We start from the raw sequence: 25,846 nt of genomic DNA on the forward strand, positions 1-25,846 counted from the left end.
ATGGAAGCGTGGACTGTGGAAAGACCGGTCCAGAGCGGACGGCAGTCCCTCTAAAGAAATGCCTTCAGAGAGAGGATCAGTTGCAATGAGGAAATATGGTCTTGGGGCAGCACTACCGATGGCGCTCGGGCTCTGCCTGGCCGGTGCGATCGGTACGCCCGCCGTCGCCGCAACTCCGCCGGCCGCGGAACAGTCACCAGTGGGCGGAACCAATGCCCACCCGCACTTCGTCATGACAGGCAGTGGCTGCGTGGACATTGACCAGGTCCGGTTTGAACCCGGCGCAAGGGGACTGCATCGTGGCGCGCAGGAATCGGGACCGTCCCAGGGACCCTGGCACGGTGCCTGCCCTAATCCTTAGTTGGAACAACACCACAGCAACACTGCCGGCTAACACCCTCCAGGCCGGACCACCGTCAAAGGAGAACAGTGAGGCCCCGGTTGCCCGGGGCCTCAACTGTCCGTTCACGCCATTGTGGGAGCACCAGGGGCACGCCCGTGCCTGATTGATTACAGGCTGTCCTGGAACCAGATCTTGATCTCGCGTTCGGCGGAGTCAGTGGAGTCCGAGCCGTGCACCAGGTTCTGCTGGACCTTCACGCCCCAGTCACGGCCGAAGTCGCCGCGGATGGTGCCCGGTGCCGCCGTCGTCGGATCCGTGGTGCCGGCCAGCGAGCGGAAGCCCTCGATGACGCGCTGGCCTTCAAAGATGGCCGCCACGACGGGGCCGCTGAGCATGAACTCCACCAGGGGCTCGTAGAACGGCTTGCCCACGTGCTCTTCGTAGTGCTGCTCCAGCAGGTCGCGGGTGGCCTCCACCTTCTTCAGCTCAACCAGGGTGTATCCCTTGGCTTCGATCCGGGCCAGGATGGCCCCGGTGAGGTTACGGGCGACGCCGTCGGGCTTGATCAGGACGAGGGTGCGCTCAGTGGTCACAACTGCTCCAATGCGTTGGTGTGGGTTTCGGGACAAGTCTACGGGGGCTGTGTGTCAGGGTGTCTGCAGCTGCCCGGGGCCGGCCGGGTCATCGGGGTGGGCGGCTTCCCATTCGGTCTGTTCGCGGGCGCGCTGGGCAGCTTCACGGTCCAGCCGGATGCCGGTGCGGATGCCGTACCACCAGGCCACGGCGAACAGGCCCCCCACCAGGAACATGGCAGGCTCGAAGATGCCCGTCAGGACCAGGACGATCTGCAGGATCCAGCCGAGCCCGATGCCCCAGGGTTTGCTGAGGAACGCGCAGGCAACGATCATCACGACACTGAGCGCGATCCCCACGCCCAGGATGAGCGCCGGCGGGAACTCTCCCCGGCGGAGCCCGAAGACGGTCAGGGTGGCGAAGAACATCACGAAGGCCTCAAGGAGCAGCACGGTGGAGGCAAACATGACTTTGGTGGAACGGCGCTTTTTGGGCATGCCCGGACGCCACTCGCGCTGGGCTTTGGTCAGTCTGGCCATCCCCTACGCCTCCGTCTTTCCGAGCAGGATGCGGGCTTCGGCCACAAGGGTGATGGAACCGGTCACCAGCACGCCGCCGGAAAGGTCCTCGTTTGCTTCGGCCCGTTCCACCGCCCATTCCAGGGCGTCGTCGAGCTTCTCGGCGATGTGGACGTTGTCCTCGCCGAAGCCCAGGTCAACGGCAAGCTCGGCGAGTTCGGCCGCAGGGACCGCGCGCGGCGAGTTCGACTGGGTGAAGCAGTATTCCTCGGCCATGCCGCCCAGGGATTCCTTGAGCTGGCGGAGGATGTCCTCGGCGTCTTTCTCCTTCAGCACGCCCACCACGGGAACAAGCCGGGTGAAGGTGAACGCCTCCTGCAGTGCGGCGGCTGAGGCCTTGATGCCGTCGGGGTTGTGGGCGGCATCCACCACGATGGTGGGCGCGGTCCGGACAACCTCCAGCCGGCCCGGCGACGTCACAGCGGCGAAGCCTTCCTGCAGCACCTCGAAATCGAGTTCCTTTTCGCCGCCGAAGAAGGCCTCGAGCGCGGCCACTGCCACGGCGGCGTTCTGCGCCTGGTGGGCGCCGTGCAGCGGCACCAGCAGCTCCGGGTAGCGGCCGGCGATGCCCTGGATGGTGACCACCTGGCCGCCCACGGCCACTGTCCGGGATTCGACGCCGAACTCCACTCCTTCGAAGCGGAAGGGCACGCCAACGTCCTTGGCCTTCTCCAGCAGGACCTGTGCGGCGTCCAGGGGCTGGGCAGCGCTGACGAGGTAGCCGCCCGGCTTGATGATGCCGGCCTTTTCGTAGGCGATCTCCTCGGTGGTGTCCCCCAGCAGGTCGGTGTGGTCCAGCGAGATCGGCGTGATGACCGATACCTGCCCGTCACCCACGTTGGTGGCGTCCGTAATGCCGCCCAGGCCAACCTCGATAACTGCCACGTTGACGGGCTGGTCCGCGAAGATGGCGAAGCCCAGGATGGTGATGCACTCGAAGTACGTCAGGCGGGGCTGCCCGTCCGCTTCCAGTTCCGAATCCACAATCTGCAGGTACGGGCGGATCTCGTCCCAGATCCGGACAAACGTCTCATCGGGGACGGGGTGCCCGTCAATGCTGATCCGCTCGGTGACCTTGGACAGGTGCGGGCTTGTGTACCGGCCTGTGCTGAGACCGTGGGCGCGCAGGACGGACTCGATCATGCGGGATGTGGACGTCTTACCGTTGGTCCCGGTGACGTGGATGATCGGGAACGCCTTGTTGGGTTCACCCAGGACGTCCATGGCCCGGAACAGCGGTGCGAGCCGGGGCTCCATCTTGTTTTCCGGCGCCCGTCCCAGCAGCTCGGCGTAGACACTCTCCACGGAAAATGCGTCGGTCATGTCTAGGCCTCAACTTTCTCAACGGCAACGGCCGGTTCGGCAACGTCTGCCGGTTCTGCCGCAAGGTGCATGGTGAGTGTCTCACCTTTGACCAGGTCGGCGTTTGCCAGCAGCGCGTCAACGACATCCTGCCTGGCGCTGACGGAGGTCCGGATCCGGTCGCTGACGTTGAGTCCGGCGTCCTTGCGTGCCTGCTGGATGGCACGGACCATGTCGCGGGCCAGCCCTTCGGCTTCAAGCTCCGGAGTCACCTCGGTATTGAGGACCACGAAGCCGCCGCCGGGCAGCACGGCCACGGAGGCGGACCCGCCCGCGGATTCCGCCACCACGGTCTCCAGGGTGTATTCCTGCGGTTCCAGCTGGAGCCCGCCCGCGGTGACCACTCCGTCGTCGTCCACTGACCACTCACCGGATTTGGAGCCCTTGATGGCGGCCTGGACGTTCTTGCCCAGGCGCGGCCCGGCTGCGCGGGCGTTCACCACCAGCTTCTGCTGGATGCCGAACTCCTCGGGGGCCGCGGTGGCAGCGTCGAGCAGCCGGACGGAGCGGAGGTTGAGTTCGTCCGCGACGACGGCGGCGAAGCCTTCCAGCGCGTCGGCGCCGGGTGCCACAACGGTGAGCTCCTGCAGCGGCAGGCGGACGCGCAGGTTTGCGGCCTTGCGGAGGGAGGAACCGGTGGAGCAGATCTGCTGGACCCGGTCCATGGCCTGGACCAGGCCCGGGTTGGCCGGGAACAGCCCGGCGTCAGGCCAGTCGGCCAGGTGCACGGAACGGCCGCCGGTGAGCCCGCGCCAGATCTCCTCGGACACCAGTGGCAGCAGCGACGCCGCGGCCCGTGAAACTGTCTCCAGCGCGGTGAACAGTGCGTCGAAGGCGTCCTGGTCTTCGTCGAAGAAGCGCTGGCGGCTGCGGCGGACGTACCAGTTGGTGAGCATGTCCAGGTAGCTGCGGAGCTCGTCACAGGCACCGGAGATGTCGTAGGTGTCCAGCTGCGTGGTCATGTTCCGGACCAGGTCGCCGGTGTTGGCCAGCAGGTACTGGTCCAGCGTGTCCGTGTACCCGTCGTAGCGCAGCTTGGCGTCGTAGCCGGCACCGCCGTTCGCGGCGTTGGTGTACAGGGTGAAGAAGCTGTACACGTTCCAGAGCGGCAGGATGACCTGGCGGACGCCGTCGCGGATTCCCTGCTCGGTGACCACCAGGTTGCCGCCGCGGAGGATGGGGCTGGACATCAGGAACCAGCGCATGGCATCGGAACCGTCACGGTCCAGTACCTCGGACACGTCCGGGTAGTTCCGCAGGCTCTTGGACATCTTCTGCCCGTCGGAACCCAGCACGATGCCGTGGCTGATGACGTTGCGGAACGCCGGCCGGTCGAACAGTGCCGTGGAAAGGATGTGCAGCATGTAGAACCAGCCACGGGTCTGGCCAATGTACTCAACGATGAAGTCTGCCGGGTTGTGGGTGTCGAACCAGGCCTCGTTCTGGAACGGGTAATGAACCTGGCCGTAGGGCATGGAGCCGGAGTCGAACCAGACGTCCAGGACGTCCTCCACGCGGCGCATCACCGACTGCCCCTCTTCCGGCGTGCGGGGATCGTCCGGGTTGGGCCTGGTCAGCTCGTCGATGAACGGGCGGTGCAGGTCAACCTGGCCGTCCTTGTTCAACGGCAGGCGGCCGAAATCCGCCTCGATCCCGGCCAGGGAACCGTAGACGTCCGTGCGGGGGTATTCCGGGTCGCTGGACTGCCACACCGGGATGGGGCTGCCCCAGTAGCGGTTGCGGCTGATGGACCAGTCGCGGGCGTTTTCCAGCCACTTGCCGAACTGTCCGTCCTTGACATTGCCGGGGATCCAGTTGATCTCCTGGTTCAGCTCGGACATGCGGTCCTTGAACTTCGTTACCTCCACGTACCAGGACGAGACCGCGCGGTAGATCAGCGGGTTGCGGCACCGCCAGCAGTGCGGGTAGCTGTGCTCGTAGCTGGCTTGGCGGACCAGGCGGCCCTGGGCGCGGAGGACCTGGGTGATGGGCTTGTTGGCTTCGAACACCTGCAGTCCCACGATGTCGTGAAGGTCGCCGTGCTTGAAGAGCGGCAGGAATTTAGCGCCCTCGTCAACGGAGAGGATCACCGGGATTCCGGCCTCTTCGCAGATCTTCTGGTCATCCTCACCGTAGGCGGGTGCCTGGTGCACGATGCCGGTGCCGTCGGTCGTGGTGACGTAGTCCGCCACCAGGATCCGCCAGGCATTTTCCATGCCGTACTTTTCGTTGTCGCTGAAGTCCCGCCACAGCGGCTGGTAGGCCAGTCCCTCCAGTTCAGCGCCGGTATGGGTGGACACCACCGCGGCCTGGGCAGCCTCGAAGCTGTCGTAGCCCAGGTCCTTGGCGTAGCCGCCTACCAGATCCGCTGCCAGCAGGAAGCTTCCGGTGACGGGGGCTTCGGCCGAAGCGGCTTTGATGCCGTTGGGTCCCGCGGGGAGCACGGCATAGGTGATGGAAGGCCCGACGGCGAGCGCGGCGTTCGTGGGCAGCGTCCACGGGGTGGTGGTCCAGGCAAGCGCCTGGACACCGGCGAGCTGCCTGGACAGTTCGGATTCCCCTGCGGTGATGGGGAACGTGACGGTGACGGTCTGGTCCTGGCGGTTCTTGTAGACGTCGTCATCCATGCGCAGCTCATGGTTGGACAGCGGCGTCTCGTCCTTCCAGCAGTAGGGCAGCACGCGGTAGCCGTTGTAGGTCAGGCCTTTTTCGTGCAACTGCTTGAATGCCCAGAGGACAGACTCCATGTACTCCACGTTGAGTGTTTTGTAGTCGTTGTCGAAGTCCACCCAGCGGGCCTGGCGGGTGACGTAGTTTCGCCATTCATCGGCGTACTTCATCACGGACGCCCGGCAGGCGTCATTGAATTTATCGATGCCCATGGCTTCGATCTGGGTCTTGTCCGTCATGCCCAGCTGCTTCATCGCTTCCAGTTCAGCGGGCAGCCCGTGGGTGTCCCAACCGAAGCGGCGTTCTACGCGCTTGCCGCGCTGGGTCTGGTAGCGGCCCACCAGGTCCTTGGCGTAGCCCGTGAGCAGGTGGCCGTAGTGCGGCAGGCCGTTGGCGAAGGGCGGGCCGTCGTAGAACACGAACTCGTTGCTGCCGGGTTCACCGCCGGGGGCATCGGCGCTGCGCTGGTCGATGCTGGCCTGGAAGGTGCCGTCCTGGTCCCAGTACTTCAGGATGCGCTCTTCGATCTCCGGGAACCTCACGGAGGCGGAAACGCCTGCCCCGCCGTTGGAGGAGGCGCCGTTGATGGAGGCTGAGGCCTTGGGGTAATACGTCATTCTCGACATCCTGGGTTGAGCGTGGCGAATAGCCGGCAGGTGCCGGACATATTCCGTTCAGGATGCGAGGACGGCTTCCGTGCCGTCCAAGGACTGCACGCTCACCGCGGTACCACCTCACTTACCGGCGCTGCGCGTTCCTGGGGAACGGGCGCTGCCCCGGCCTCTCATTACTGCTGTGACGGGCTTACCCGTCCGGTTCTACTGGCGCTGGCCGCCACGGTTGGCAGTTTGCGTGTTCTTCCGGAAGCTCACCGGTGATTGCCGGGTCATAGCCACTTTCGAGTCTACTATCGCCGGAGCCTCCATTGCCATTCCCGGTCCGGGGCTCCTGATAATGGTCCATGCAGAAGTACGGACGGGCCGTTGCCGTAATGCTTGCACTGCCTGGCACGGCCCTGCTGGTGCTGCGCCTCCTTCCGTGGGACGTCGGTACGCCATGGGTGCAGCTGCTGGCCTTCTTCCCGGTGACGCTGATGCTTACGGCTGCTGCCCTGGCCTGCGCGGTCCTGGCCATGTGCTTTAGTCCCAGCGGGAGCAGGATCCTCCTCGCCGGTTCAATGACTGCGCTCCTGGCGGTTCAGGCAGGCATGGTCCTGCCCCGCGCCCTCCACGTGTCGGGGCCGGTCCCGGCAGCGGCTGCCGGCGCCGATGGACAATCCGGCCGGATGCTGACCGTCATGGCACTTAACGTCGGTTCCACCGGCGTCGACGCCGAAGCCCTGCTGGCGGAAGTCCGGAATCGGAGCGTGGATGTCCTCGCCCTGCCTGAGCTGGCACCCGAAGGCCTTGAAGACCTCGACGCCGCGGGGTTGGCAGGCCTGCTGCCCGGCAGGTCTTTGAACGTGGAGCGGACCGGAACGGGCAGCGCGCTGTTCTCGCGGTTTCCTCTCCAGGCCCAAAAACACGTTCCGGGCTCAAGATTTTCCCAGAGCCGGGCCGAAGCGACTGTTCCGGGGCCCAACCAACCGGTGCAGCTGACGGCCGTCCACGTGGACTCGCCGCGTCGCGGCGAGATACCGAGGTGGCGCGCTGAGTTGGCGCAGCTTGGCAGCCTGACGGCAGACCTGCCCGCAGGCACTTCCTGCTGGGCGACTTCAATGCAAGCATGGACCACCGCGAATTCCGGGAGCTTCTCGGGACGGGACTGACAGACGCTGCCGGGGCCGCGGGAAAGGCGCTCACCCCCACGTGGCCGGTCAACTCGCCTGTCCCGCCGTTTGTCGCCCTTGACCACGTGCTGGTCAGCGGGGGTATCACGGTGGCCGGGTTTGAGCGGGTCCTGGTTCCCGGCAGCGACCATGCTGCCGTCGTGGCCCGCCTTGTGCTGCCTTAGCCGGAGTCAGCCTTTCCTGATCAGCTTGTGGTTGGCTGCCTGGGCCACCGGCCGGATGACGATCTGGTCAAGGTTGACGTGGTGCGGGGCGGTCACCGCGTAGCGGACCACGTCTGCGACATCTTCGGCCGTGAGGGGTTTCTCCACCCCTTGGTAAACCTTCTCCGCGGCCTGCCGGTCGCCAAGCCGGTTCAGGGCAAATTCCTCGGTGTAAACCAGCCCGGGCGCAACCTCGATGACGCGGACGTTGTGTTCGGCCTCCTCCAGCCGTAGAGCGCCGGTCATGGCGTGCTGGGCGAACTTCGCCGCGTTGTAGCCGCCGCCTCCCTCGTAGGCAGCCAGGGCCGCGGTGGACGTCAGGTTGAGTACCGTCCCTTCTCCGGTGGCACGCAGCATGGGCAGGAATGCCCGCGTCAGTTTCATGGTCCCCAGGACGTTGACGCGGTACATCCATTCCCAGTCTTCGGTACTGGCCGTGCCGATCCTGTCGGCGCCCCTGGCGCCGCCGGCGATGTTGATGAGCGTATCGACGCCACCGGCTTCGGTGACCTGGGAGAGCAGCCGGGACACGTCGTCGTCCTCGGAAATGTCGGCAGGAATGGCAACGGCGCCGGTCGCCGCTGCCAGCGCTGCCAAGCGGTCCGCCCGGCGTGCCACCGCGAAAACGGTCCATCCCCCGGCCCGCAGCGCCCGTACCGTTGCCTCCCCGATGCCGCTGCTCGCACCGGTCACCAAAGCTGCCTTCTTCTGCACGTGATCAGTCATGGCACCACCCTAACCGGGGCCGGGGTAAGCCAAAGGTTCCGCGGGACCCGCCCGCACGGCGCATGCTAGTCGCGCCCGCGTTCTCTGCAATGGAACAGAGCATGAAAGAATTGCCGAATGGCTGAAGACAATCAGGGTACAGACACGCCCACCACCGCCCCCATCAACGTTCCGGACAAGCCGGCCCTCGAGGGCCTTGAAGCTGCCCTCACGCAGCGCTGGCTCGCCGAAGGGACCTACAAGTTCAACCCGGACACCAGCCGGGAGCAGGTCTACTCGATCGACACTCCCCCGCCCACGGCGTCGGGCTCCCTGCACGTGGGGCACATGTTTTCCTACACCCAGACCGACGTGCTGGCCCGCTACCAGCGGATGACCGGCAAGAACGTCTTCTACCCCATGGGCTGGGACGACAACGGTTTGCCCACCGAGCGCCGGGTGCAGAACTACTACGGTGTGCGCTGCGACCCCGCCATCCCCTACAACGCCGACTACCAGCCGCCCGCCCAGCCGGCGAAGAACCAGCGCGACTTCGACGTTGTCTCCCGCCGGAACTTCATCGAGCTGTGCGAGGAACTCGCGGTCGAGGACGAGAAGGTTTTCGAGAACCTTTTCCAGACCCTTGGACTCTCCGTGGACTGGGAGCTTACCTACCGGACCATCGACGACAACTCGCGGGCAGTCTCGCAGCGGGCGTTCCTAGCCAACCTGGCTGCCGGAGACGCGTACATGGCCGAAGCGCCCACCCTGTGGGACGTGACGTTCCGTACCGCGGTGGCCCAGGCGGAGCTTGAGGACCGCGACGTGGCCGGCGCGTACTACCGCTACCCGTTCTTCACTGAGGACGGGGACAACGTCTACATCGAGACCACCCGCCCCGAGCTGCTGGCCGCCTGCGCCGCGCTGGTGGCGAACCCCGACGACGAACGGTACCAGCCGCTGTTCGGCAAGAAGGTCACGTCCCCCGTGTTCGGCGTCGAGGTTGAGGTTAAGGCCCACCCGCTCGCCAAGGCGGACAAGGGCTCCGGCATCGCCATGGTGTGCACCTTCGGTGACCTCACCGACGTGACCTGGTGGCGCGAACTTCAGCTTCCCACCCGTGCGATCGTGGGCCGCGACGGCCGTATTGTCAGTGAGACTCCCGAGTGGATCACCACTGACATCGGCCGCGAGGGCTTCGCCGCAATTGCCGGCAAGACCGTTTTCAGCGCCAAGGAAGCGGTGGTGAAACTCCTGGAAGCCGCTGACCTGCTCGAGGGCGAGCCCAAGAAGATCATGCACCCGGTGAACTTTTACGAAAAGGGCGACAAGCCCCTTGAGGTTGTCACCTCACGCCAGTGGTACATCCGTAACGGCGGCCGGGACGAGGACCGCCGCGAACGCCTGATCGCACGCGGGCATGAGATCGACTTCCACCCCGCCTTCATGCGCTCACGCTACGAGAACTGGATTTCCGGCCTGAACGGCGACTGGCTGGTGTCCCGGCAGCGCTTCTTCGGCGTGCCCATCCCCGTCTGGTACCCGCTGGACGCCGACGGCAACCCGGACTACGACGCGCCCATCGTGCCCTCCGACGAGCAACTGCCCGTGGACCCCGCCGCCGATGCCGCACCCGGCTACGATGAAGCCCAGCGTAATGCCCCGGGCGGCTTCACCGGTGACACCGACATCCTCGACACCTGGGCCACGTCTTCCCTGACCCCCAAGATCGTTGGCGGCTGGAAGCGTGACGAGGAACTGTTCGCCAAGGTCTTCCCGTTTGACCTCCGTCCGCAGGGCCACGACATCATCCGGACCTGGCTCTTCTCCTCAGTGGTGCGCGCGGATGCCCTGGAAAGCAGTGCACCGTGGAAGCACGCCGCTATTTCCGGCTGGATTCTGGACCCGGACCGCAAGAAGATGTCCAAGTCCAAGGGCAACGTGGTGGTACCCACGGACGTGCTGGAGGAATACGGCTCGGATGCTGTCCGTTACTGGGCGGCGTCGGCCCGGTTGGGGGCAGACACGGCCTACGAGATTGCCCAGATGAAGATCGGGCGGCGCCTGGCCATCAAGCTCCTGAACGCGTCCAAGTTCGTGCTCAACCTCGGCGCCACCGAGGCGTCGGTGCTTTCCAGCGACCTCTCCGTCCTGACCAACCCGCTGGACCGGGCGGTCCTGGCCCAGCTGGCCGAAGTTGTGGCCCAGTCCACCAAGGCGTTCGAGAACTACGATTACGCCCGCGCACTGCAGATTACGGAGAGCTTCTTCTGGCAGTTCACCGACGACTATGTGGAGCTCATCAAGGACCGCGCCTACGGTGCTGCCGGTGACGCCGGGCAGGCCTCGGTACTGGCGGCACTGGCCACCACCCTTGACACCCTGCTCCGGCTGTTCGCCCCGTTCCTGCCCTTCGCCACCGAAGAGGTCTGGAGCTGGTGGCGCAACGGCTCGGTCCACCGCGCCGAGTGGCCCGCGGGACTGGAGGTTCCCGGCGGGGACACCACCATGCTGGCAACCGTGGGGGTTGCACTCAGCGGGGTCCGGAAGGCGAAGTCCGAGGCGAAGGTCAAGCAGCGCACGGAGGTGCTGTCCGCGACCATCACCGCTCCTGCGGCACTGACCGCGCAGCTTCAGGCTGGCCTGTCCGATCTGAAGACCGCTTCCAATGCCAGGGAGATCACCCTGGTGGCCGGCGAGGGCGACCTTTCCGTGAGCGATGTGGCACTGGCGGCTTCGGATGAGCCTGCAAAGGCCTAATCCAAACCGGCTTGGGCCGGCCGTTTCCTGGCAGCCCCGGTTTTAGGGCAAAGGGGAAGCCCCATCAGCGTTTTGCCGTTGGTGGGGCTTCGACTTTTCGGCCATCTGGTGACGTCTTGATGGTCTGGCAGGATCCTCGGATTTTCAGGTCTTCCTACCTCGTCACTGGTAGCTTGTATCCGGCTTTGCCGATGGCTGCGTCAGATACATATCACTGAATCTTTGGTTCCTGCGTCCCTCTTCTTTCGAAGTGGGTAAGAACCATTGTTGTCCCGTGCAGGGTGAAGCGCAAGGGCCCTTGGCGAACTACAAGCAAGTAGTTCGCCAGGGGCCCTTTCCCGTTGAAGCAGGAGGGTTCAGCTGAATTCCGGGCGCTCCGTGCGGCTGCGCTTCAGCTCAAAGAAGTGCGGGTAGGCGGCAAGCGCCGTGGTGGCGTCCCACAGCTTGCCGGCTTCCTCGCCACGGGGAATCCGGGTGAGGACGGGACCGAAAAACGCTGTTCCGTTGAAGGCCACGACCGGGGTGCCGACGTCCTGGCCCACCAGGGAAATGCCTTCCCCGTGGCTTGCCCGGAGCTCGGCATCATAGGCGTCGCTGGTGGCGGCTTCAGCCAGGGACTCGGGAAGGCCGCATTCAGCCAGTGCCTTGGTGATTACGAGGTCGCGGTCCTTCTCGCCGCCGTCGTGGATCAGTGTGCCCATGGCGTCATACAGTGCCTTGACCGTCTCCGGGCCGTGCTCCTGCTGCGCGGCGATGATGACCCGGACAATGCCCCAGGCGTTGTCCATGGATTCGCGGTAGGAGGGTTCCAGGTCGCGTCCCTCATTGAGGACAGCGAGGCTCATGACGTGCCAGACAGTTTCGATGTCGCGGACGCCTTCCACCTCGCCGATCCAGCGCGAGGTGATCCAGGCGAAGGGGCACAGCGGATCAAACCAGAAGTCGGCCTTGTTCTTGACGGTTTCAGACATAGCGGATCCTTCAGGTGTTGGCGGCTGCGCAGGGGGCAGCCACGGCTGACAGGGAGAAGCGGCAGGTTGCTAAGCGGACTTCTTGCGCTTGGCGGCGTGCGGGATCATGGTGGGCTCCGCGCCCCTCAGGACGACGTCCTCGGTAATGACAACGCTCGCCACATCCTCGCGGCTGGGAAGGTCGAACATCACCGGAAGGAGCACTTCCTCAAGGATTGCCCGGAGGCCACGGGCACCGGTGCCGCGTTCCAGGGCCTGCTCGGCGATGGCGTCGAGAGCGGCCTCATCGAACACGAGTTCCACACCGTCGATCTGGAACATCTTCTGGTACTGCTTGACCAGCGCATTCTTGGGAGTGGACAGGATCTGGATCAGGGCTTCGCGGTCAAGGTTGGAGACCGTCGTGATCACGGGAAGCCGGCCAATGAACTCGGGGATCAGGCCGAACTTGAGCAGGTCTTCCGGCATGACTTCGCCGTAGGAATCCACCTTCTTGCTGGCTTCGTTGAGCGGGGCACCAAAGCCGATCCCCTTCCGGCCGGAACGGGATCCGATGATCTCTTCCAGGCCGGCGAAGGCGCCTGCCACGATGAACAGGACGTTGGTGGTGTCGATCTGGATGAATTCCTGGTGCGGGTGCTTCCGGCCGCCCTGGGGCGGTACCGAGGCAACGGTCCCCTCCAGGATCTTCAGGAGCGCCTGCTGGACACCTTCCCCGGAGACGTCACGGGTGATGGAGGGGTTTTCGCTCTTGCGCGAGATCTTGTCGATTTCGTCGATGTAGATGATGCCCTGTTCGGCCTTTTTGACGTCGTAGTCTGCAGCCTGGATGAGCTTGAGGAGGATGTTCTCCACGTCCTCGCCCACGTAGCCGGCCTCGGTCAGCGCGGTTGCGTCCGCAACGGCGAAGGGTACGTTAAGGCGGCGCGCCAGGGTCTGGGCCAGGTAGGTCTTGCCGCAGCCGGTAGGACCGATCAGGAGGATGTTCGACTTGGCGATTTCGACGTCGTCATGGTGGCCGCCATCAGCGAGGCTGCCGGACTTGGGTGCGTGGCCTGCCTGGATCCGCTTGTAATGGTTGTAGACGGCGACGGCGAGGGAACGCTTGGCCGGTTCCTGGCCGATCACGTATTCCTGCAGGAAGTCGAAAATTTCGCGGGGCTTGGGCAGTTCAAAGCTCCCCAGATCGGCGACTTCCGCGAGCTCCTCTTCGATGATTTCGTTGCACAGCTCAATGCACTCATCACAGATGTAGACGCCGGGCCCGGCAATGAGCTTGCGCACCTGCTTCTGGCTCTTTCCGCAGAAAGAGCACTTCAGCAGATCCGTGCTCTCGCCAATCCGAGCCATATGTGAACCCCTTAGTATCTTGCTGCCAGGCAGCCTTGCGCCGTTGCTGGAATCTCCACCAGCCTGCGAGGACCGGTTGTGACAACATCCACTCTAGGTCACATTGGCGCCCAAGGGTGGAAGGAAAAGGCCGGTGGGGCCAAATGAACTGGCCCGCACCGGCGCTTTACGTATTGCTACCTCGTAATTGCCTGAGGCTTGATCTTGCGTGAATCCAGGACCTGGTCGATCAGCCCGTATGCCTGGGCCTCGTCCGCAGTCAGGATCTTGTCGCGCTCGATATCGTTGTTGACCTGCTCCGACGTGCGACCCGAGTGGTGGGCCAGCGTGTCCTCAAGCCATGACCGCATCCGCATGACTTCCGCAGCCTGGATTTCCAGGTCGGAAGCCTGGCCGCCCTGGCCGCCGGACAGGGCCGGCTGGTGGATCAGGACGCGGGCGTTCGGGAGTGCCAGGCGCTTGCCCGGGGTGCCGGCCGCGAGGAGTACGGCGGCGGCGCTTGCAGCCTGTCCCAGGCAGACGGTCTGGATCTCCGGCCGGATGTACTGCATGGTGTCGTAGATAGCCGTCATGGCGGTGAAGGAACCGCCGGGTGAGTTGATGTAGAGGGTGATGTCGCGGTCCGGGTCGGTGGACTCGAGGACCAGCAGCTGGGCCATGACGTCATCAGCCGAGGCGTCATCCACCTGCACGCCGAGGAAGATGATGCGGTCCTCGAACAGCTTGGTGTAGGGGTCCTGGCGCTTGAAGCCATACGGCGTGCGCTCTTCAAACTGGGGCAGTACGTAACGGCTGGTCGGAAGATTACCGGCAGTCGATCCGAAGTTGTAGTTCATGTTCATTGCTCCTGATCTAAGTGTTTTTGTGCCGGTTTAGTTCTGCGAGGCAGTCTCGCCGGAGGTGCCGTTGGCGGTGCCGCCGCCGCCGGCCACGGAACCGGCGTGCGCGGCGATCTTGTCAAAGAAGCCGTACTCCAGAGCCTCCGAGGCAGTAAACCACTTGTCGCGGTCGTTGTCCTTGAGGATGGTGTCAACGGACTGGCCGGTCTGCTCGGCGGTCAGCTCCGCCATGACCTTCTTCATGTGGAGGATGAGTTCGGCCTGGATCTTGATGTCCGAGGCTGTTCCGCCAATGCCGCCGGAAGGCTGGTGCATCAGGACGCGGGCGTTGGGGGTGGCGTAGCGCTTGCCCTTGGTGCCGGAGGACAGCAGGAACTGTCCCATGGAGGCCGCCAGGCCGGTTGCCACGGTGACGACGTCATTGGGGATGAACTGCATGGTGTCGTAAATGGCCATGCCGGCCGTCACAGAGCCGCCCGGGGAGTTGATGTAGAGGTAGATGTCTTTGTCCGGGTTCTCAGCGGAGAGGAGGAGCAGCTGCGAGCAGATGGCGTTGGCGTTATCGTCGCGCACCTCCGAACCCAGCCAGATGATCCGCTCCTTCAGCAGGCGGTTGTAAATGTAGTTGTCCTGGGCTGCAGGATCGACGGTCGCCATCCGGGGGGCCTCTGGGTGCTGTGACATGGTTACTTACCTCTCGCTGGTGACGGTGACATCACTGAAAATCACTACTTGGACACTAACCGGTTTCACCGACATTTTCTTCGCGCCCCGACGGCTGTTCGCTGACGGCGCACGATCGGCGAACCAGGCGCACCACAGGCCCGCTCTAACGCAAACGGCCCCCGGATCCTGCGATCCGGGGGCCGTTCAGTGCGTGTCAGGGACTAGGCCTTTGCCTCGGCCTTGTCGTCCTCGGCAGCGGTGTCAGCGGCTTCGGCGTCGACGGCCTCGGCGTCAGCTGCTTCTGCTTCCGCAGCCGGAGCTTCCTCTTCGCCGCCGGGGCGGACGAAGTCGCTCAGGTCCACAGCCTTGCCCTCGGTGTCGGTCACCGTGGCCTGGCCCAGGACGACCGCCAGCGCCTTGCGGCGGCGGACCTCGGAAACCATCATGGGGACCTGGCCGCTCTGGTCGATGATCTGGGCGAACTGGTTCGGGTCCATGCCGTACTGGCCGGCCGTGGTGACGATGTAGTCGATCAGCTCGTTCTGGCTGACGTTGACTTCTTCCTTTTCCGCAATGGCGTCGAGGATGATTTCGTTCTGGAAGGCGCGGGCGGTGTTGGCCCGGACCTCCTCACGGTGCTCCTCGGTGTCGTGCTCGCCCTCGCCGTGGCCGTTGCCCTCCTTGAAGTGGGCTTCGAGCTGCTCTTCGACGACGGAGTCCGGCACGGGAACCTCGACCAGCTCAACGAGCTTGTCCAGGACCTTGTCGCGGGCCTCCACGCCCTGCTCCACAACCTTGGAGTCTGCAGCCTGCTTGGCCAGGTCCTCGCGGAGTTCCGCGAGAGTGTCGAACTCGGAAGCCAGCTGGGCGAAGTCGTCGTTCGCTTCGGGCAGCTCGCGCTCCTTGACGGCCTTCACAACGACCTTGACCTGTGCTTCTTCGCCGGCGTGGTCGCCGCCCACCAGGGTGGTGTTGAAGATGGCGTCCTCGTCCGTGGTGAGGCCGGTCACGGCTTCGTCGAGGCCTTCGAGCATGGTGCCCGAGCCGACCTGGTAGGAGAGGCCGGACGCGGAGTCCACCTCTTCGCCGTCGATGGTGGCGGTGATGTCGATGGTGAGGAAGTCACCATCAGCAGCCGGGCGTTCCACGGACTTAAGCGTGCCGAAGCGTCCGCGCAGTTCGTCGAGGGCCTTGTCCACGTCTTCGTCAGACGACTCGGCGGCGGCAACTTCGACCTCGATGCCTGCGTAGTCGGGCAGTTCGATCTCGGGGCGGACGTCAACCTCGGCGGCGAACTTCAGGCCGCCGTCGGTGGCGGAGGGGTCCGGAACCTCGGTGATCTCGACCTCGGGACGGCTCAGGGGGCGGATGCCGGATTCCTGCACGGCAGCCTGGTACCAGCCGTTGAGGCCTTCGTTGATAGCCGTCTCCAGCACGTAGCCGCGGCCGACGCGCTGGTCGATGAGCTTTGCGGGCACCTTGCCCTTACGAAACCCAGGAACCTGGATCTGCGAAGCAACAGTCTTGTAAGCCGAGTCGATGCTGGGCTTCAGTTCCTCAAAGGGAACCTCAACGTTGAGCTTGACCCGCGTGGGGGTGAGGTTCTCGACAGCGCTCTTCACGGTCTAAGTACTCCTGGGTTTGTGGGATGGGTTTCTGCAAACGCAATGTTTTGTCCAGGCCGAGTGGTCCGGGCCGCAGAGTCGGGGTGACAGGATTTGAACCTGCGACTTCCTGCTCCCAAAGCAGGCGCTCTAGCCAAGCTGAGCTACACCCCGTTAGTGCACAGGCAAGTCTACGGTGATACGCGCCAAGTTTGCACATTTGACACGTGGCACTTCGATTAGGTTTAGTTGTATCCGGCTTGAACAGCCAGCCCGAAGTTTCCAGCTGCTAGTGTTGCAAATGGATCCTTTTCGGGGACGTAGCTTAATGGTAAAGCCTCAGTCTTCCAAACTGATTACGCGGGTTCGATTCCCGTCGTCCCCTCCACGGAACACATGGAAAAGGCCCCTCATCGAGGGGCCTTTTCCATTTTTCCCAGACCGGCTGCCAGGCAGTAAGGACTGCCGGGTCGTCAGGACTGCTGGCAGTAGGGGCACCAGTAGAGCTTGCGCGCCACCAGTTCGGCCATCAGCACCGTGTTGCCGCAAACCCTGCACGGCAGCCCGTTGCGCTTGTACACAAAATGGGCATCCTCCCGGGCGGGGAAATTATCGGTCTTGATGGCGGAGGCCGCCGTGCCGTTGCCCGCCTTGGGGTTGCCCACCTTCCCGTTGCCTGTCCAGTACTTCGGCGGGGTGGTGATGATCCGGCCGTCGGTCACGCCGTCGTTCATGAGGGCCACGACGTCGCGCCACAGTTTCCGGGCAGCAGTGTCTGTCACGGCCGATCCCGGCAGCCACGGGTCCAGGCGCAGGCGGAAGAGGACCTCGGCGCGGTAGACGTTGCCCACGCCGGCAATGATTTTCTGGTCCATCAGCAGGGCGGCCACCGGCGTTTTCCGGCTTTGCAGGTTGGCGGCAAAGCGGCCGGCATCGCCCCGGCGGTTACGCAGCGGGTCTGGGCCCAGCCGGTCCAGTACTGCGTCCGCTTCGGCGGCCGTGATGGTTTCGCAGGTTGTTGCGCCGCGCAGGTCCGCCCAGCCATGACGGCCGGCCAGCCTTACCCGGACCGCGCCCACAGGGGCCGGCGGCCCGGCGTAGGGGGCATCGGCGTCGTCGTCCCCGTCAGCGGAGGACTCCTGCTCGCCTATCCGGCGCGGCGCACCGATACTGGAGGACCCGGTGAAGGTGCGGTCGCCGCCGAAGCTCCAGGCACCGTACAGCCCAAGGTGGACGTGCAGCACCAGCGAGTTATCGAAGTGCAGGAAAAGATGCTTCCCGTGGGCTTCGGCAGCGAGCAGCGTGTGGCCGTCCAGCAGCGCCGCTCCCCCACTGAACCTGCCCTGGGGGCTGGACACGGCCAGCCTCCCGCCGGCGAAAACGTCCCCGAACTGGCGTGCCAGGCGCCGGAGTGTATGCCCTTCCGGCACTACTCGATGACCTCGCCGGTGGCCTCGTAGGCAGCGACCTTGCCGATCCTGCGGACGTGCCGCTCGTCGTTGCTGAAGGGCTGGGAAAGGAAGGCTTCTATGAGCTCCGTTGCTTCCTCCACCGTGTGCTGGCGCCCGCCTACGGCCACCACGTTGGCGTCGTTGTGCTCGCGGGCCAGGGTTGCCGTGGAGTGGTTCCAGGCGAGGGCTGCCCTGACGCCCTTGACCTTGTTGGCAGCAATCTGCTCACCGTTGCCCGAACCGCCCAGCACGATGCCCAGCGCGTGAACTCCTGCCTGCTGGTCAGCCACCACCGCAAGGGCGGCGTTGATGCAGAAGGACGGGTAGTCGTCCTGGGCGTCGTAGACCTTGGGTCCGTGGTCCACCACTTCATAGCCCTTGGCGGTCAGGTGGGACACCAGGTGGGCGCTGAGCTCCATGCCTGCGTGGTCGGTGGCGATGTGGACCCGCGGGAAGGCAGGGGAAGAGGTCACGAGCAGAATCCGTTCGGTTGGAGGCGCTGGCGGCCGGTCCGGAAGGCGCCGGCCAGGGGAACAACACGGACAAGAATACTAGGACTCCGGATGGCCGCCGGCCGCTGGTGCCGGTCCTCCGCCGCGCCGTGCCCTGGCTGCCACCCGCGTGAGGACTTCGGCCAGCCGGGCGGCCGAGGCCGGGCTCCCGCTGCTCACCGCGAGGCGCTGGCCGTCGGTCTTGCTGACGACGACGGCGGGGCCGCTGCTGACGAGCATGGCGGCGGTACCGCCGTGGTTCCGGTAGCCCCACCCGCCATAGTCGGCGGCCCGGACGTCCGCAGGGCTGGCGGCCGAGATGCTTCCTGCCGGAATGTCCATGACAGGCACGACGCCGGCCAGCAGGACTTTCAGGCCGGCCCGGTCCGCCTTGATGCGCGCGAACAGGAAGGCTGCGCCAAAGAAGGCCAGGACTACGAGCAGTATGCCCAGCCAGGGCACGGCAATGGCAATGAGTGACGCCGGGAACACCGAAGCGATGGCGATCATGATGAAGACGGAGCTCCTTGCGTGGACCCAAAGGCGCATGCTGTCCCGGGTCAGGTCCGGGTCGAGTTCTTTGGCAATAGCGACCTGGAGTGCCCTGTCGTCCTCCATGGACCACTGCTGGTCCGCCTTGTAGACGAAGGCCATGACCACGCCAAGGGACAGCGCAGCACCGCTCCCGAGCGCGAGGACGGTCACGTCTACCCTGGACTCGCGGGCGTCGGCAACACCTGCCTGCCCGACGAGGCCGGCGGCCAGGGCACTGGTGATGAAGAGGTCCAGGGATAGGCCGGCGCCCATCATGATCCGCCGCATCAGGACCGGCCTGCCCAACGGCACAGCCTGGTAGAGGAACAGCCAGCCGAAAACCATGATGACCAGCGCTCCCCCGCCCACGTAGGCACCGAAGGGTGCGAAGGCGGCACCGCCGTCGTCCGTCCAGCGGATGGCGAGCGGCTCGGGGAGGTCCCGGCGCAGCAACGACGCGCCGAAGACAAAAGCGCCGGCCAGGACGACGGGAAAACCGATGGCAAAGCGCAGTGCCTTGGCATCCACCGAATCCAAAAACTTTCCCATGACTTAACGCTACCCCTGGGGGGGCGGCCGTAACCCGGATACCCATGCCAGGCGGCGGCCGTGAGCCGCGCAACTTGCCACGGGGTCAGGCAATGCAAGAATTATCAGTGCCGGGGCTGGGTACCGCCAGCCCGGCAGCCGCAACTTCTCTGGAGGTCCACTTGCCAGGCATGAACCTGACGCGCGCCGAGGCCCGCGAACGCGCCGAACTGATCACCGTCGAGTCCTACGACGTCAACCTGGACCTCACCAGGGGCGGGGAGGTTTTCGGGAGCACCACCACAGTGAAGTTCAGCGCCAGGCCCGGTTCCTCCACGTTCATCGACGCCGTGACCCGCACCGTGCACAGCATCACGTTGAACGGCCGCAGCCTCGATCCTGGCGCGGTGGCGGACGGCGTGCGCATCCAGCTGCCCGGCCTGGAGGAAACCAACGAGCTCACGATCGTTGCCGATGCACCGTACATGAACACCGGCGAAGGCCTGCACCGCTTCGTGGATCCGGTGGACAACGAGGTCTACCTTTACACGCAGTTCGAAGTACCTGATGCACGCAGGATGTTCGCCGTCTTTGAGCAGCCGGACCTGAAGGCAACGTTCGCGTTTACCGTGACCGCCCCGTCCCACTGGGACGTCATCTCCAACTCCCCCACGCCCCAGCCGGCCGGGGCTCCGCCGGCTGAGGACGGCGGAGCCCGCTCCGTCTGGAAGTTCGCCGCCACGCCGCGGCTGTCCTCCTACGTCACCGCTTTGATTGCGGGCCCTTACCAGTCCGTCCGCAGCGAGGTGACCAGTTCCGACGGGCGGGTGGTTCCGCTGGGCGTCTTCGCCCGGAAGTCCCTGATGCAGTACCTGGATGCGGAGAACATTTTCGAACTGACCCGCCAGGGCTTCACGTTCTTCGAGGCGCAGTTCGGCTGCCCCTACCCGTTCGGGAAATACGACCAGCTGTTCGTCCCGGAATTCAACGCCGGTGCCATGGAAAACGCCGGGGCAGTGACAATCCTGGAAGGCTACGTCTTCCGCAGCAAGGTCACCGGTGCCCAGATTGAGCGCCGTGCCATAACCGTCCTCCACGAGCTGGCACATATGTGGTTCGGGGACCTGGTCACCATGCGGTGGTGGAACGACCTCTGGCTCAACGAGTCATTCGCCGAGTACATGTCCCACCTGGCCGCGGTGGAAGCCACGTCCTTCACCAGCGCCTGGACCACCTTCGCCTCGGTGGAAAAGTCCTGGGCCTACCGCCAGGACCAGCTGCCCACCACCCATCCGATCTTCGCCGAGATCAACGACCTGCAGGACGTTGAGGTGAATTTCGACGGCATCACCTACGCCAAGGGCGCGTCCGTTCTCCGCCAGCTGGTGGCCTGGGTGGGCCCGGAGCAGTTCATGGCTGGTGTCCGGGAGTACTTCGCAAAGCATTCATGGCAGAACACGGAGCTGAGCGATCTCCTGGTGGAACTGGAGAAGGCGAGCGGGCGGGACCTGGACGACTGGGGCCGGCAATGGCTTGAAACCGCCGGTGTGAACACCCTGAGGCCGGAACTGGAGGCCGACGCCGACGGCACCCTGCGCTCCTTCACGATTGTGCAGTCGGCCGTGGAGGAATGGCCCACCATCCGCCCGCACCGGCTTGCAGTGGGCTTCTACAACCTCAACAGCACGGGAAAACTGGAGCGGGTGCACCGCGAGGAACTCGACGTCGACGGCGAAAGGACCGAAGTTCCCGCGCTGGTGGGCCTGGCGCAGCCGGACCTCATCCTGGTCAACGATGACGACCTGGCGTACGCGAAAGTTCGGCTGGACCAGAAGTCACTGGATACGGCGACGGCGCACCTGAAGGACTTTGGGCAGAGCCTGCCGCGGACCCTCGTCTGGAATTCCGCGTGGGATGCGGCCCGCGACGGAGAAACGCCGGCACGGAAGTACGTGGAGCTGATCCTGGCCAACGTCGCGGCGGAAACCGACTCCTCCGTGATCCTGGTGCAGCTCCGCCAGCTGGCCACCACCCTGAACTTCTACGTGGCCGAGGAGCACCGGGAAGCAACGGCGGTTGCTGCCGTGGACAGGCTCTGGGACCTTGCCTCCGAGGTTCCCGGCGGGTCCGACGCGCAGCTGCAGTTCGTGAAGTCCTTCGCGCTGCTTGCCCGCAGCGAATCCCAGCTGGACCGGGTGGCAGGGCTGCTGGATGGCTCATCACCCTTGGATGGGGTGACAGTGGACCAGGACCTGCGCTGGGAGCTGGTGGCTGCACTCGTTGCCGGCGGCCGGATGGGCCAGGACGGGATCGATGCCGAACTCAGCCGCGACAACACCTCCAGCGGCCAGAACGCCGCGGCACTGGCGAAGGCCGCCATTCCCACCCCGGAGGCGAAGGCCGCGGCATGGGACTCGATCGTGGTCAAGGGCGAGCTGTCCAACGCGCTCCAGGGATCCGCCGTGACCGGCTTTATGCGGGTCCTGGACCGGTCGCTCCTGGAACCCTACGCGGAGAAGTACTTCGAGGCGGTGCCGGGGATCGTCGAGAACCGCACGCACGCGCTCGCCCAGCAGATCGTCGTCGGACTTTACCCTGCGCTGCTGACCACGCAGGCCACCGTTGACCGTACGGACGGCTTCCTGGCGGCCCTCCCGCCGCAGAGCGCCGCCCTGCGGCGCATGATGCTGGAAAACCGCGACGGCGTTGCGCGGGCACTGCGGGCGAGGGCCGCCGATGTATAGCAGCAAGGATGCCAGGGGGAACGGATGAGCCTTTCTGAACACCGCTACGCCCTGGCCGTGCACTGGACCGGCAACCTGGGCGAGGGGACAACGTCCTACCGCGGCTATTCGCGGGACCATGACGTGATCATTCCGGGACTGCCGGTCCTGCAGGGATCGGCTGATCCGACGTTCCACGGTGACCGTGAGCGCTACAACCCCGAGCAGTTGCTCCTGGCGGCCCTGGCACAGTGCCATCTGCTGTCCTACCTGCACGTGGCGGTCAAGCATGGAGTGGTGGTTACGGCCTACCGGGACGAGGCGTCCGGGCTGATGCGGCTCAACCGGGACGGCAGCGGACAGTTCGAGCGGGTGACGCTGAGGCCCAGGGTCACAGTTGCCGACGCCGGGCACGTGGAGCTGGCAGCACGGCTCCACCACGAAGCGAACCAAGTGTGCTTCATTGCCCGCAGCGTTAACTTTCCAGTTGAGCATGAACCGGAAACGGTGCTGGCTTAGGCGCCCAGTTGCTGACCAGGGGCGCCTCGGCAGCAACTGCCTGGCGGACGGTTGCTGCTGACGGGAAGGCGCTTCCGCCAAGGACGAGGATGCGCGTTGGTCCACGCTGCGGCGCTAGGGTTAAAGCAGAACAGAGACTTCCGCGCCGGGCATAACCGGCGCGGAGGCACATCCTCCCGGCTGAGGCCGAAACCCCAAGGAGCATTTCTTCCCGATGATCAGCATGTTGTCAGTCCTCCCTTCCGCCGCCACTGACCCCGACGGGATCAGCGTCCCGGGGATCGTGATCAGCCTGGGCGTCGGGGTTACGGTCTGGCTCGTGGCAACGTTCATCATTTCCCGCATCACGGGGCGTGTAGCGGCGGGCAGCAATTTCTTCAAGAAACCCACCTTCAAGTGGGCAGCCCCTGCCTTCAGGGCGCTGGATCATGAACGGCGTGTGCAGCGCGCGGAAACCATAGGTTCATTGCTGAACAGCATCGTCGGAGTACTGGTGGTGGTCATCACCGGCATGTACGTCCTCCAGAACCTGGACATCAACATTGCACCCCTCCTGACCAGCGTGGGCATACTGGGTGTGGCCATCGGTTTCGGTGCGCAGCAGCTGATCCGCGACTTCCTGGCAGGTATCTTCATTACCATTGAAGACCAGTTCGGCATCGGCGACGTGATCGAAACCAGCGAGGTGGTTGGCGTGGTTGAATCCATGGGGCTGCGGATTACCCGGGTGCGGTCCGACGACGGCGCCATCTGGTATCTCCGCAACGGAGAGATCCTGCGGGTGGGAAACCGCTCCCAGGGCAACTACGTGCCGCTGCACGAGACGGCAGACGGCACCACGGACCAGAGCTCGGATCACGGCGCCGAGAATACGAAAACCGAGCAGAAAGCCGGAGAATAGCGATGACGATTCCCGTAGAGCCGCAACGGCCACGCCAGCTGATGCAGAACGATCCCTTCAGCCAGCCCGGCTACACGGATAACTTTTACGACGCAGTGGGCGGGCACGAAACGTTCGTCAAACTTATCGATGTCTTTTACGACGGCGTGGCGACCGATCCCCTGCTGCGTCCCATGTACCCGGAAGAGGACCTGGAGCCCGCGAAGCGCCGTTTCCTGATGTTCCTGGAGCAGTACTGGGGCGGACCAACAACCTACGGCGAAGAGCGCGGCCATCCCCGCCTCCGGATGCGGCACATACCGTTCAAGGTCACACCGGAGGCCAAAGACCGCTGGCTGTTCCACATGCGCAAGGCTGTGGACTCCCTGGAGCTTCCGCCCCTCCACGAGGCGACGCTGTGGGACTACATGGAGCGCGCGGCGTTGTCCATGGTCAACAGCCCGTCAGGCGCCTGAAACAAGCAGCTTCCACCCCCGGCCGTTGCTAGGACAGCCCGCTTCCAGTCCGCACGAGGACGTGGCCGCGGCTGCCTGAAAGGCGGAACCACCGGCCGGCGCGGTACAGCTTCTGGTCACCGTCTGCGAGGAAACCCAGGGCAAGGGCGGCGAAGGCAGCGCCGGCAGGCAGCCCGGAACCGTCCAACTCCCGGCCCCAGACCGCGGCCCGTGCATTGTTCACGATCAGCGCACCGGGCTTGTCCGGCACGATCCCGGCCACTTCGGTGATGCCGGCCTCGGCTGCCTGCCGCAGCCCGGTATCGCTGAGCGGCCCCACGAGGTCCCAGCCGCTCCTGGGCGCACCAACTCCCGTCCAGGACTCGGTGACGGTGGTGGGCGGAACCGGCAATTCGACGTCGCCCTCCCCTGACCGGGCGAGGCGGTCGAGGACCGCCGACAACGGGACTGTAACGTCCGTTTCCGAGGGTGCCGCCAGCGCCATGGTGCGCAGGCCGAGGATGGTAGGGGTGGATTCCCCCAACAGCCGGGGCCGCAGCACGCACACGTACGCGGCGAGGACGGAACCTGCCGCCTGCAGCCGGATGGCGCCGTCGTCGATAGCCTTGGCGCGCGTGGCGTAGGTCTTAAGATCAGCGAGATCGCGCGGATCGGCGAAACGGAAGGACGAAGTGAGAAGATCAGACACACCAAGAACACTACCGGTTGCACGCCCGTGGGGCGGTGCCGGGCCGGTTGAGCAGTGCCGGGGCGCCGTCTAGAGTCAAACCATGACTGAAGCCGAAGCCGGACTCCTGGCACCTCCCAGCGGTGACCCCACCGCATCGCTGATCAAACTTTTGGACCTCGGCCAGTTGGAGGGAGCCCGCACGGACGAGGACATCTTCCTCGGACCCTCGCAGCAGCAGCCCCACCACCGGGTTTTCGGCGGCCAGGTGCTCGCCCAGTCTCTCATCGCCTCCATCCGGACTGTGGACGCGGAACGTTTTGTCCACTCCATGCACGGCTATTTCCTGCGGCCGGGCGACGCGAACAAACCCATTACCTTCGGCGTCCAGCGCCTCCGCGACGGCCGGTCCTTTTCCGCCCGGCGCGTCCACGCCTACCAGGATGGGGTGCCCATCCTGTCCATGATCGCGTCCTTCCAGGGCGGGGATGAAGGCATCGAACACGGGTCCGAAATGCCGGCAGGGATTCCCGACCCGGAATCCCTGCCCAGCACGGCGGACCTGCTGGGGAAGTTTGACCACCCGGTGGCCCGGCACTGGGCCTACGAGCGGCCCTTCGACATCCGGCACGTTGACCCGCCGCTGTACGTTTCTGCGAGGGGCAGGAAGGAAGCCCGGAATGCCGTCTGGATGAAGACGTTCGGGCCGATGCCGGACAACGCCAACCTGCACCGCGCAGCCCTGGCCTACGCAAGCGACTACACCCTGCTCGAATCCATCCTGCGGCGGCACGGGCTGAGCTGGATCACGCCGGGCATGAATGTTGCCAGCCTGGATCACGCGATGTGGTGGCACCGCCCGGCGCGGGTGGATGAGTGGCTGTTGTACGTCCAGGAGTCTCCGAGCGCGCAGGGTGCCCGGGGGTTGGCGACGGGCAAGATCTTCAACCAGGCGGGGCAGCATGTGGCCTCGGTTGCCCAGGAGGGCATGGTCCGTGTGCCCACTGACCTGAAGAACAAGGTGGTGGGCGCCTTCCAGTCCAAGGTCATGGAGCACCAGATCCGCAAGGCTGTCCGGGACTAGCTGAAACAGCAGGCACGAAAGAGGCAGGCACCCGTTTGGGTGCCTGCCTCTTTGCTGCCTGATAGGTCGACGCTCGGCTG

At 65.1% G+C, this 25,846-nt stretch carries 21 protein-coding genes, 2 tRNA genes and 1 pseudogene; 9 read left to right on the forward strand and 15 right to left on the reverse strand.

Annotated elements, in window-relative coordinates:
- Positions 1-85: 85 nt before the first annotated feature.
- Entirely contained in the window at positions 86-361 is a 276-nt protein-coding gene (locus NXY83_RS11700; protein ID WP_258802410.1) for a hypothetical protein, read from the forward strand.
- A 149-nt stretch (positions 362-510) separates the two neighbouring features.
- Here NXY83_RS11700 and ndk read toward each other — a convergent pair whose 3' ends face one another.
- The 4 genes from ndk to ileS are packed head-to-tail and all read right to left on the reverse strand — an operon-like array spanning position 511 to position 6,143.
- On the reverse strand, positions 511-936 hold the full coding sequence (gene ndk / locus NXY83_RS11705) for a nucleoside-diphosphate kinase (RefSeq protein ID WP_258802411.1): 426 nt from the start codon (positions 934-936) through the stop codon (positions 511-513).
- Between the two features lie 54 nt (positions 937-990).
- Positions 991-1,455, reverse strand: coding sequence for a DUF4233 domain-containing protein (locus NXY83_RS11710; protein ID WP_258802412.1), 465 nt, complete (start codon positions 1,453-1,455; stop codon positions 991-993).
- Positions 1,456-1,458: 3 nt separating this feature from the next.
- Positions 1,459-2,817, reverse strand: coding sequence for a bifunctional folylpolyglutamate synthase/dihydrofolate synthase (locus NXY83_RS11715; RefSeq protein WP_258802413.1), 1,359 nt, complete (start codon positions 2,815-2,817; stop codon positions 1,459-1,461).
- 2 nt (positions 2,818-2,819) lie between these two features.
- Positions 2,820-6,143 (reverse strand): isoleucine--tRNA ligase, encoded by a 3,324-nt coding sequence (gene ileS / locus NXY83_RS11720; protein ID WP_258802414.1) that lies wholly within the window; start codon positions 6,141-6,143, stop codon positions 2,820-2,822.
- Positions 6,144-6,823: 680 nt separating this feature from the next.
- Here ileS and NXY83_RS21085 point away from each other — a divergent pair.
- Positions 6,824-7,479, forward strand: a pseudogene (locus tag NXY83_RS21085) (endonuclease/exonuclease/phosphatase family protein).
- Positions 7,480-7,485: 6 nt separating this feature from the next.
- Here the strand turns inward: NXY83_RS21085 and NXY83_RS11735 are convergent.
- Positions 7,486-8,244 carry an SDR family oxidoreductase gene (locus NXY83_RS11735; RefSeq protein WP_258802417.1) on the reverse strand — a complete coding sequence of 253 codons (759 nt, stop codon included), beginning with the start codon at positions 8,242-8,244 and terminating at the stop codon, positions 7,486-7,488.
- 117 nt (positions 8,245-8,361) lie between these two features.
- On the opposite strand from NXY83_RS11735, the gene valS reads away from it, so the two are divergent.
- Positions 8,362-10,983, forward strand: coding sequence for a valine--tRNA ligase (gene valS, locus NXY83_RS11740; protein WP_258802418.1), 2,622 nt, complete (start codon positions 8,362-8,364; stop codon positions 10,981-10,983).
- Between the two features lie 356 nt (positions 10,984-11,339).
- Here valS and NXY83_RS11745 read toward each other — a convergent pair whose 3' ends face one another.
- The 6 genes from NXY83_RS11745 to NXY83_RS11770 all read right to left on the reverse strand — a co-directional run bounded on the left by NXY83_RS11745 (position 11,340) and on the right by NXY83_RS11770 (position 16,587).
- The gene (locus NXY83_RS11745) at positions 11,340-11,954 is read right to left on the reverse strand and encodes a DsbA family protein (RefSeq protein WP_258802420.1); all 615 of its coding nucleotides are present in this window, start codon (positions 11,952-11,954) and stop codon (positions 11,340-11,342) included.
- A 69-nt stretch (positions 11,955-12,023) separates the two neighbouring features.
- A complete protein-coding gene (clpX, locus tag NXY83_RS11750; RefSeq protein WP_258802421.1) occupies positions 12,024-13,304 on the reverse strand; it encodes an ATP-dependent Clp protease ATP-binding subunit ClpX in 1,281 nt (426 codons plus the stop codon).
- 176 nt (positions 13,305-13,480) lie between these two features.
- Positions 13,481-14,140 carry an ATP-dependent Clp protease proteolytic subunit gene (locus NXY83_RS11755; RefSeq protein WP_258802422.1) on the reverse strand — a complete coding sequence of 220 codons (660 nt, stop codon included), beginning with the start codon at positions 14,138-14,140 and terminating at the stop codon, positions 13,481-13,483.
- Positions 14,141-14,176: 36 nt separating this feature from the next.
- Complete coding sequence (locus NXY83_RS11760; protein WP_258806187.1) at positions 14,177-14,800, reverse strand: ATP-dependent Clp protease proteolytic subunit; 624 nt, start codon at positions 14,798-14,800, stop codon at positions 14,177-14,179.
- A 230-nt stretch (positions 14,801-15,030) separates the two neighbouring features.
- Entirely contained in the window at positions 15,031-16,431 is a 1,401-nt protein-coding gene (tig, locus tag NXY83_RS11765; RefSeq protein WP_258802423.1) for a trigger factor, read from the reverse strand.
- Positions 16,432-16,512: 81 nt separating this feature from the next.
- Positions 16,513-16,587 (reverse strand) — tRNA-Pro (locus NXY83_RS11770).
- A 140-nt stretch (positions 16,588-16,727) separates the two neighbouring features.
- Between NXY83_RS11770 and NXY83_RS11775 the strand changes: the two genes are divergently transcribed.
- Positions 16,728-16,801 (forward strand) — tRNA-Gly (locus NXY83_RS11775).
- Positions 16,802-16,886: 85 nt separating this feature from the next.
- On the opposite strand, the gene NXY83_RS11780 is transcribed toward NXY83_RS11775, so the two are convergent.
- The 3 genes from NXY83_RS11780 to NXY83_RS11790 all read right to left on the reverse strand — a co-directional run bounded on the left by NXY83_RS11780 (position 16,887) and on the right by NXY83_RS11790 (position 19,438).
- Entirely contained in the window at positions 16,887-17,843 is a 957-nt protein-coding gene (locus NXY83_RS11780) for an Fpg/Nei family DNA glycosylase (RefSeq protein WP_258802424.1), read from the reverse strand.
- Positions 17,843-18,337 carry a ribose-5-phosphate isomerase gene (locus NXY83_RS11785; RefSeq protein WP_258802425.1) on the reverse strand — a complete coding sequence of 165 codons (495 nt, stop codon included), beginning with the start codon at positions 18,335-18,337 and terminating at the stop codon, positions 17,843-17,845. Before NXY83_RS11785 ends, NXY83_RS11780 begins: the two co-directional genes overlap by 1 nt.
- A 78-nt stretch (positions 18,338-18,415) precedes the next feature.
- Positions 18,416-19,438, reverse strand: a complete 1,023-nt coding sequence (locus NXY83_RS11790) for a hypothetical protein (RefSeq protein WP_258802426.1) — start codon at positions 19,436-19,438, stop codon at positions 18,416-18,418.
- Between the two features lie 170 nt (positions 19,439-19,608).
- Here NXY83_RS11790 and pepN point away from each other — a divergent pair, with 170 nt between their 5' ends.
- From pepN to NXY83_RS11810, 4 genes are all read left to right on the forward strand, one after another.
- A complete protein-coding gene (gene pepN / locus NXY83_RS11795; protein ID WP_258806188.1) occupies positions 19,609-22,161 on the forward strand; it encodes an aminopeptidase N in 2,553 nt (850 codons plus the stop codon).
- Between the two features lie 24 nt (positions 22,162-22,185).
- A complete protein-coding gene (locus tag NXY83_RS11800) occupies positions 22,186-22,659 on the forward strand; it encodes an OsmC family protein (RefSeq protein ID WP_258802427.1) in 474 nt (157 codons plus the stop codon).
- A 214-nt stretch (positions 22,660-22,873) separates the two neighbouring features.
- On the forward strand, positions 22,874-23,560 hold the full coding sequence (locus NXY83_RS11805; protein ID WP_258802428.1) for a mechanosensitive ion channel family protein: 687 nt from the start codon (positions 22,874-22,876) through the stop codon (positions 23,558-23,560).
- Between the two features lie 2 nt (positions 23,561-23,562).
- On the forward strand, positions 23,563-24,015 hold the full coding sequence (locus tag NXY83_RS11810; protein WP_309484071.1) for a globin: 453 nt from the start codon (positions 23,563-23,565) through the stop codon (positions 24,013-24,015).
- A 28-nt stretch (positions 24,016-24,043) separates the two neighbouring features.
- On the opposite strand, the gene NXY83_RS11815 is transcribed toward NXY83_RS11810, so the two are convergent.
- The gene (locus NXY83_RS11815; RefSeq protein ID WP_258802429.1) at positions 24,044-24,703 is read right to left on the reverse strand and encodes a hypothetical protein; all 660 of its coding nucleotides are present in this window, start codon (positions 24,701-24,703) and stop codon (positions 24,044-24,046) included.
- An 82-nt stretch (positions 24,704-24,785) separates the two neighbouring features.
- Here NXY83_RS11815 and NXY83_RS11820 point away from each other — a divergent pair, with 82 nt between their 5' ends.
- Positions 24,786-25,766, forward strand: a complete 981-nt coding sequence (locus tag NXY83_RS11820) for an acyl-CoA thioesterase (RefSeq protein WP_258802430.1) — start codon at positions 24,786-24,788, stop codon at positions 25,764-25,766.
- The last annotated feature ends 80 nt before the right edge of the window (positions 25,767-25,846 follow it).

It is taken from the genome of Pseudarthrobacter sp. NS4 (genome assembly GCF_024758005.1).
Lineage (GTDB): Bacteria > Actinomycetota > Actinomycetes > Actinomycetales > Micrococcaceae > Arthrobacter.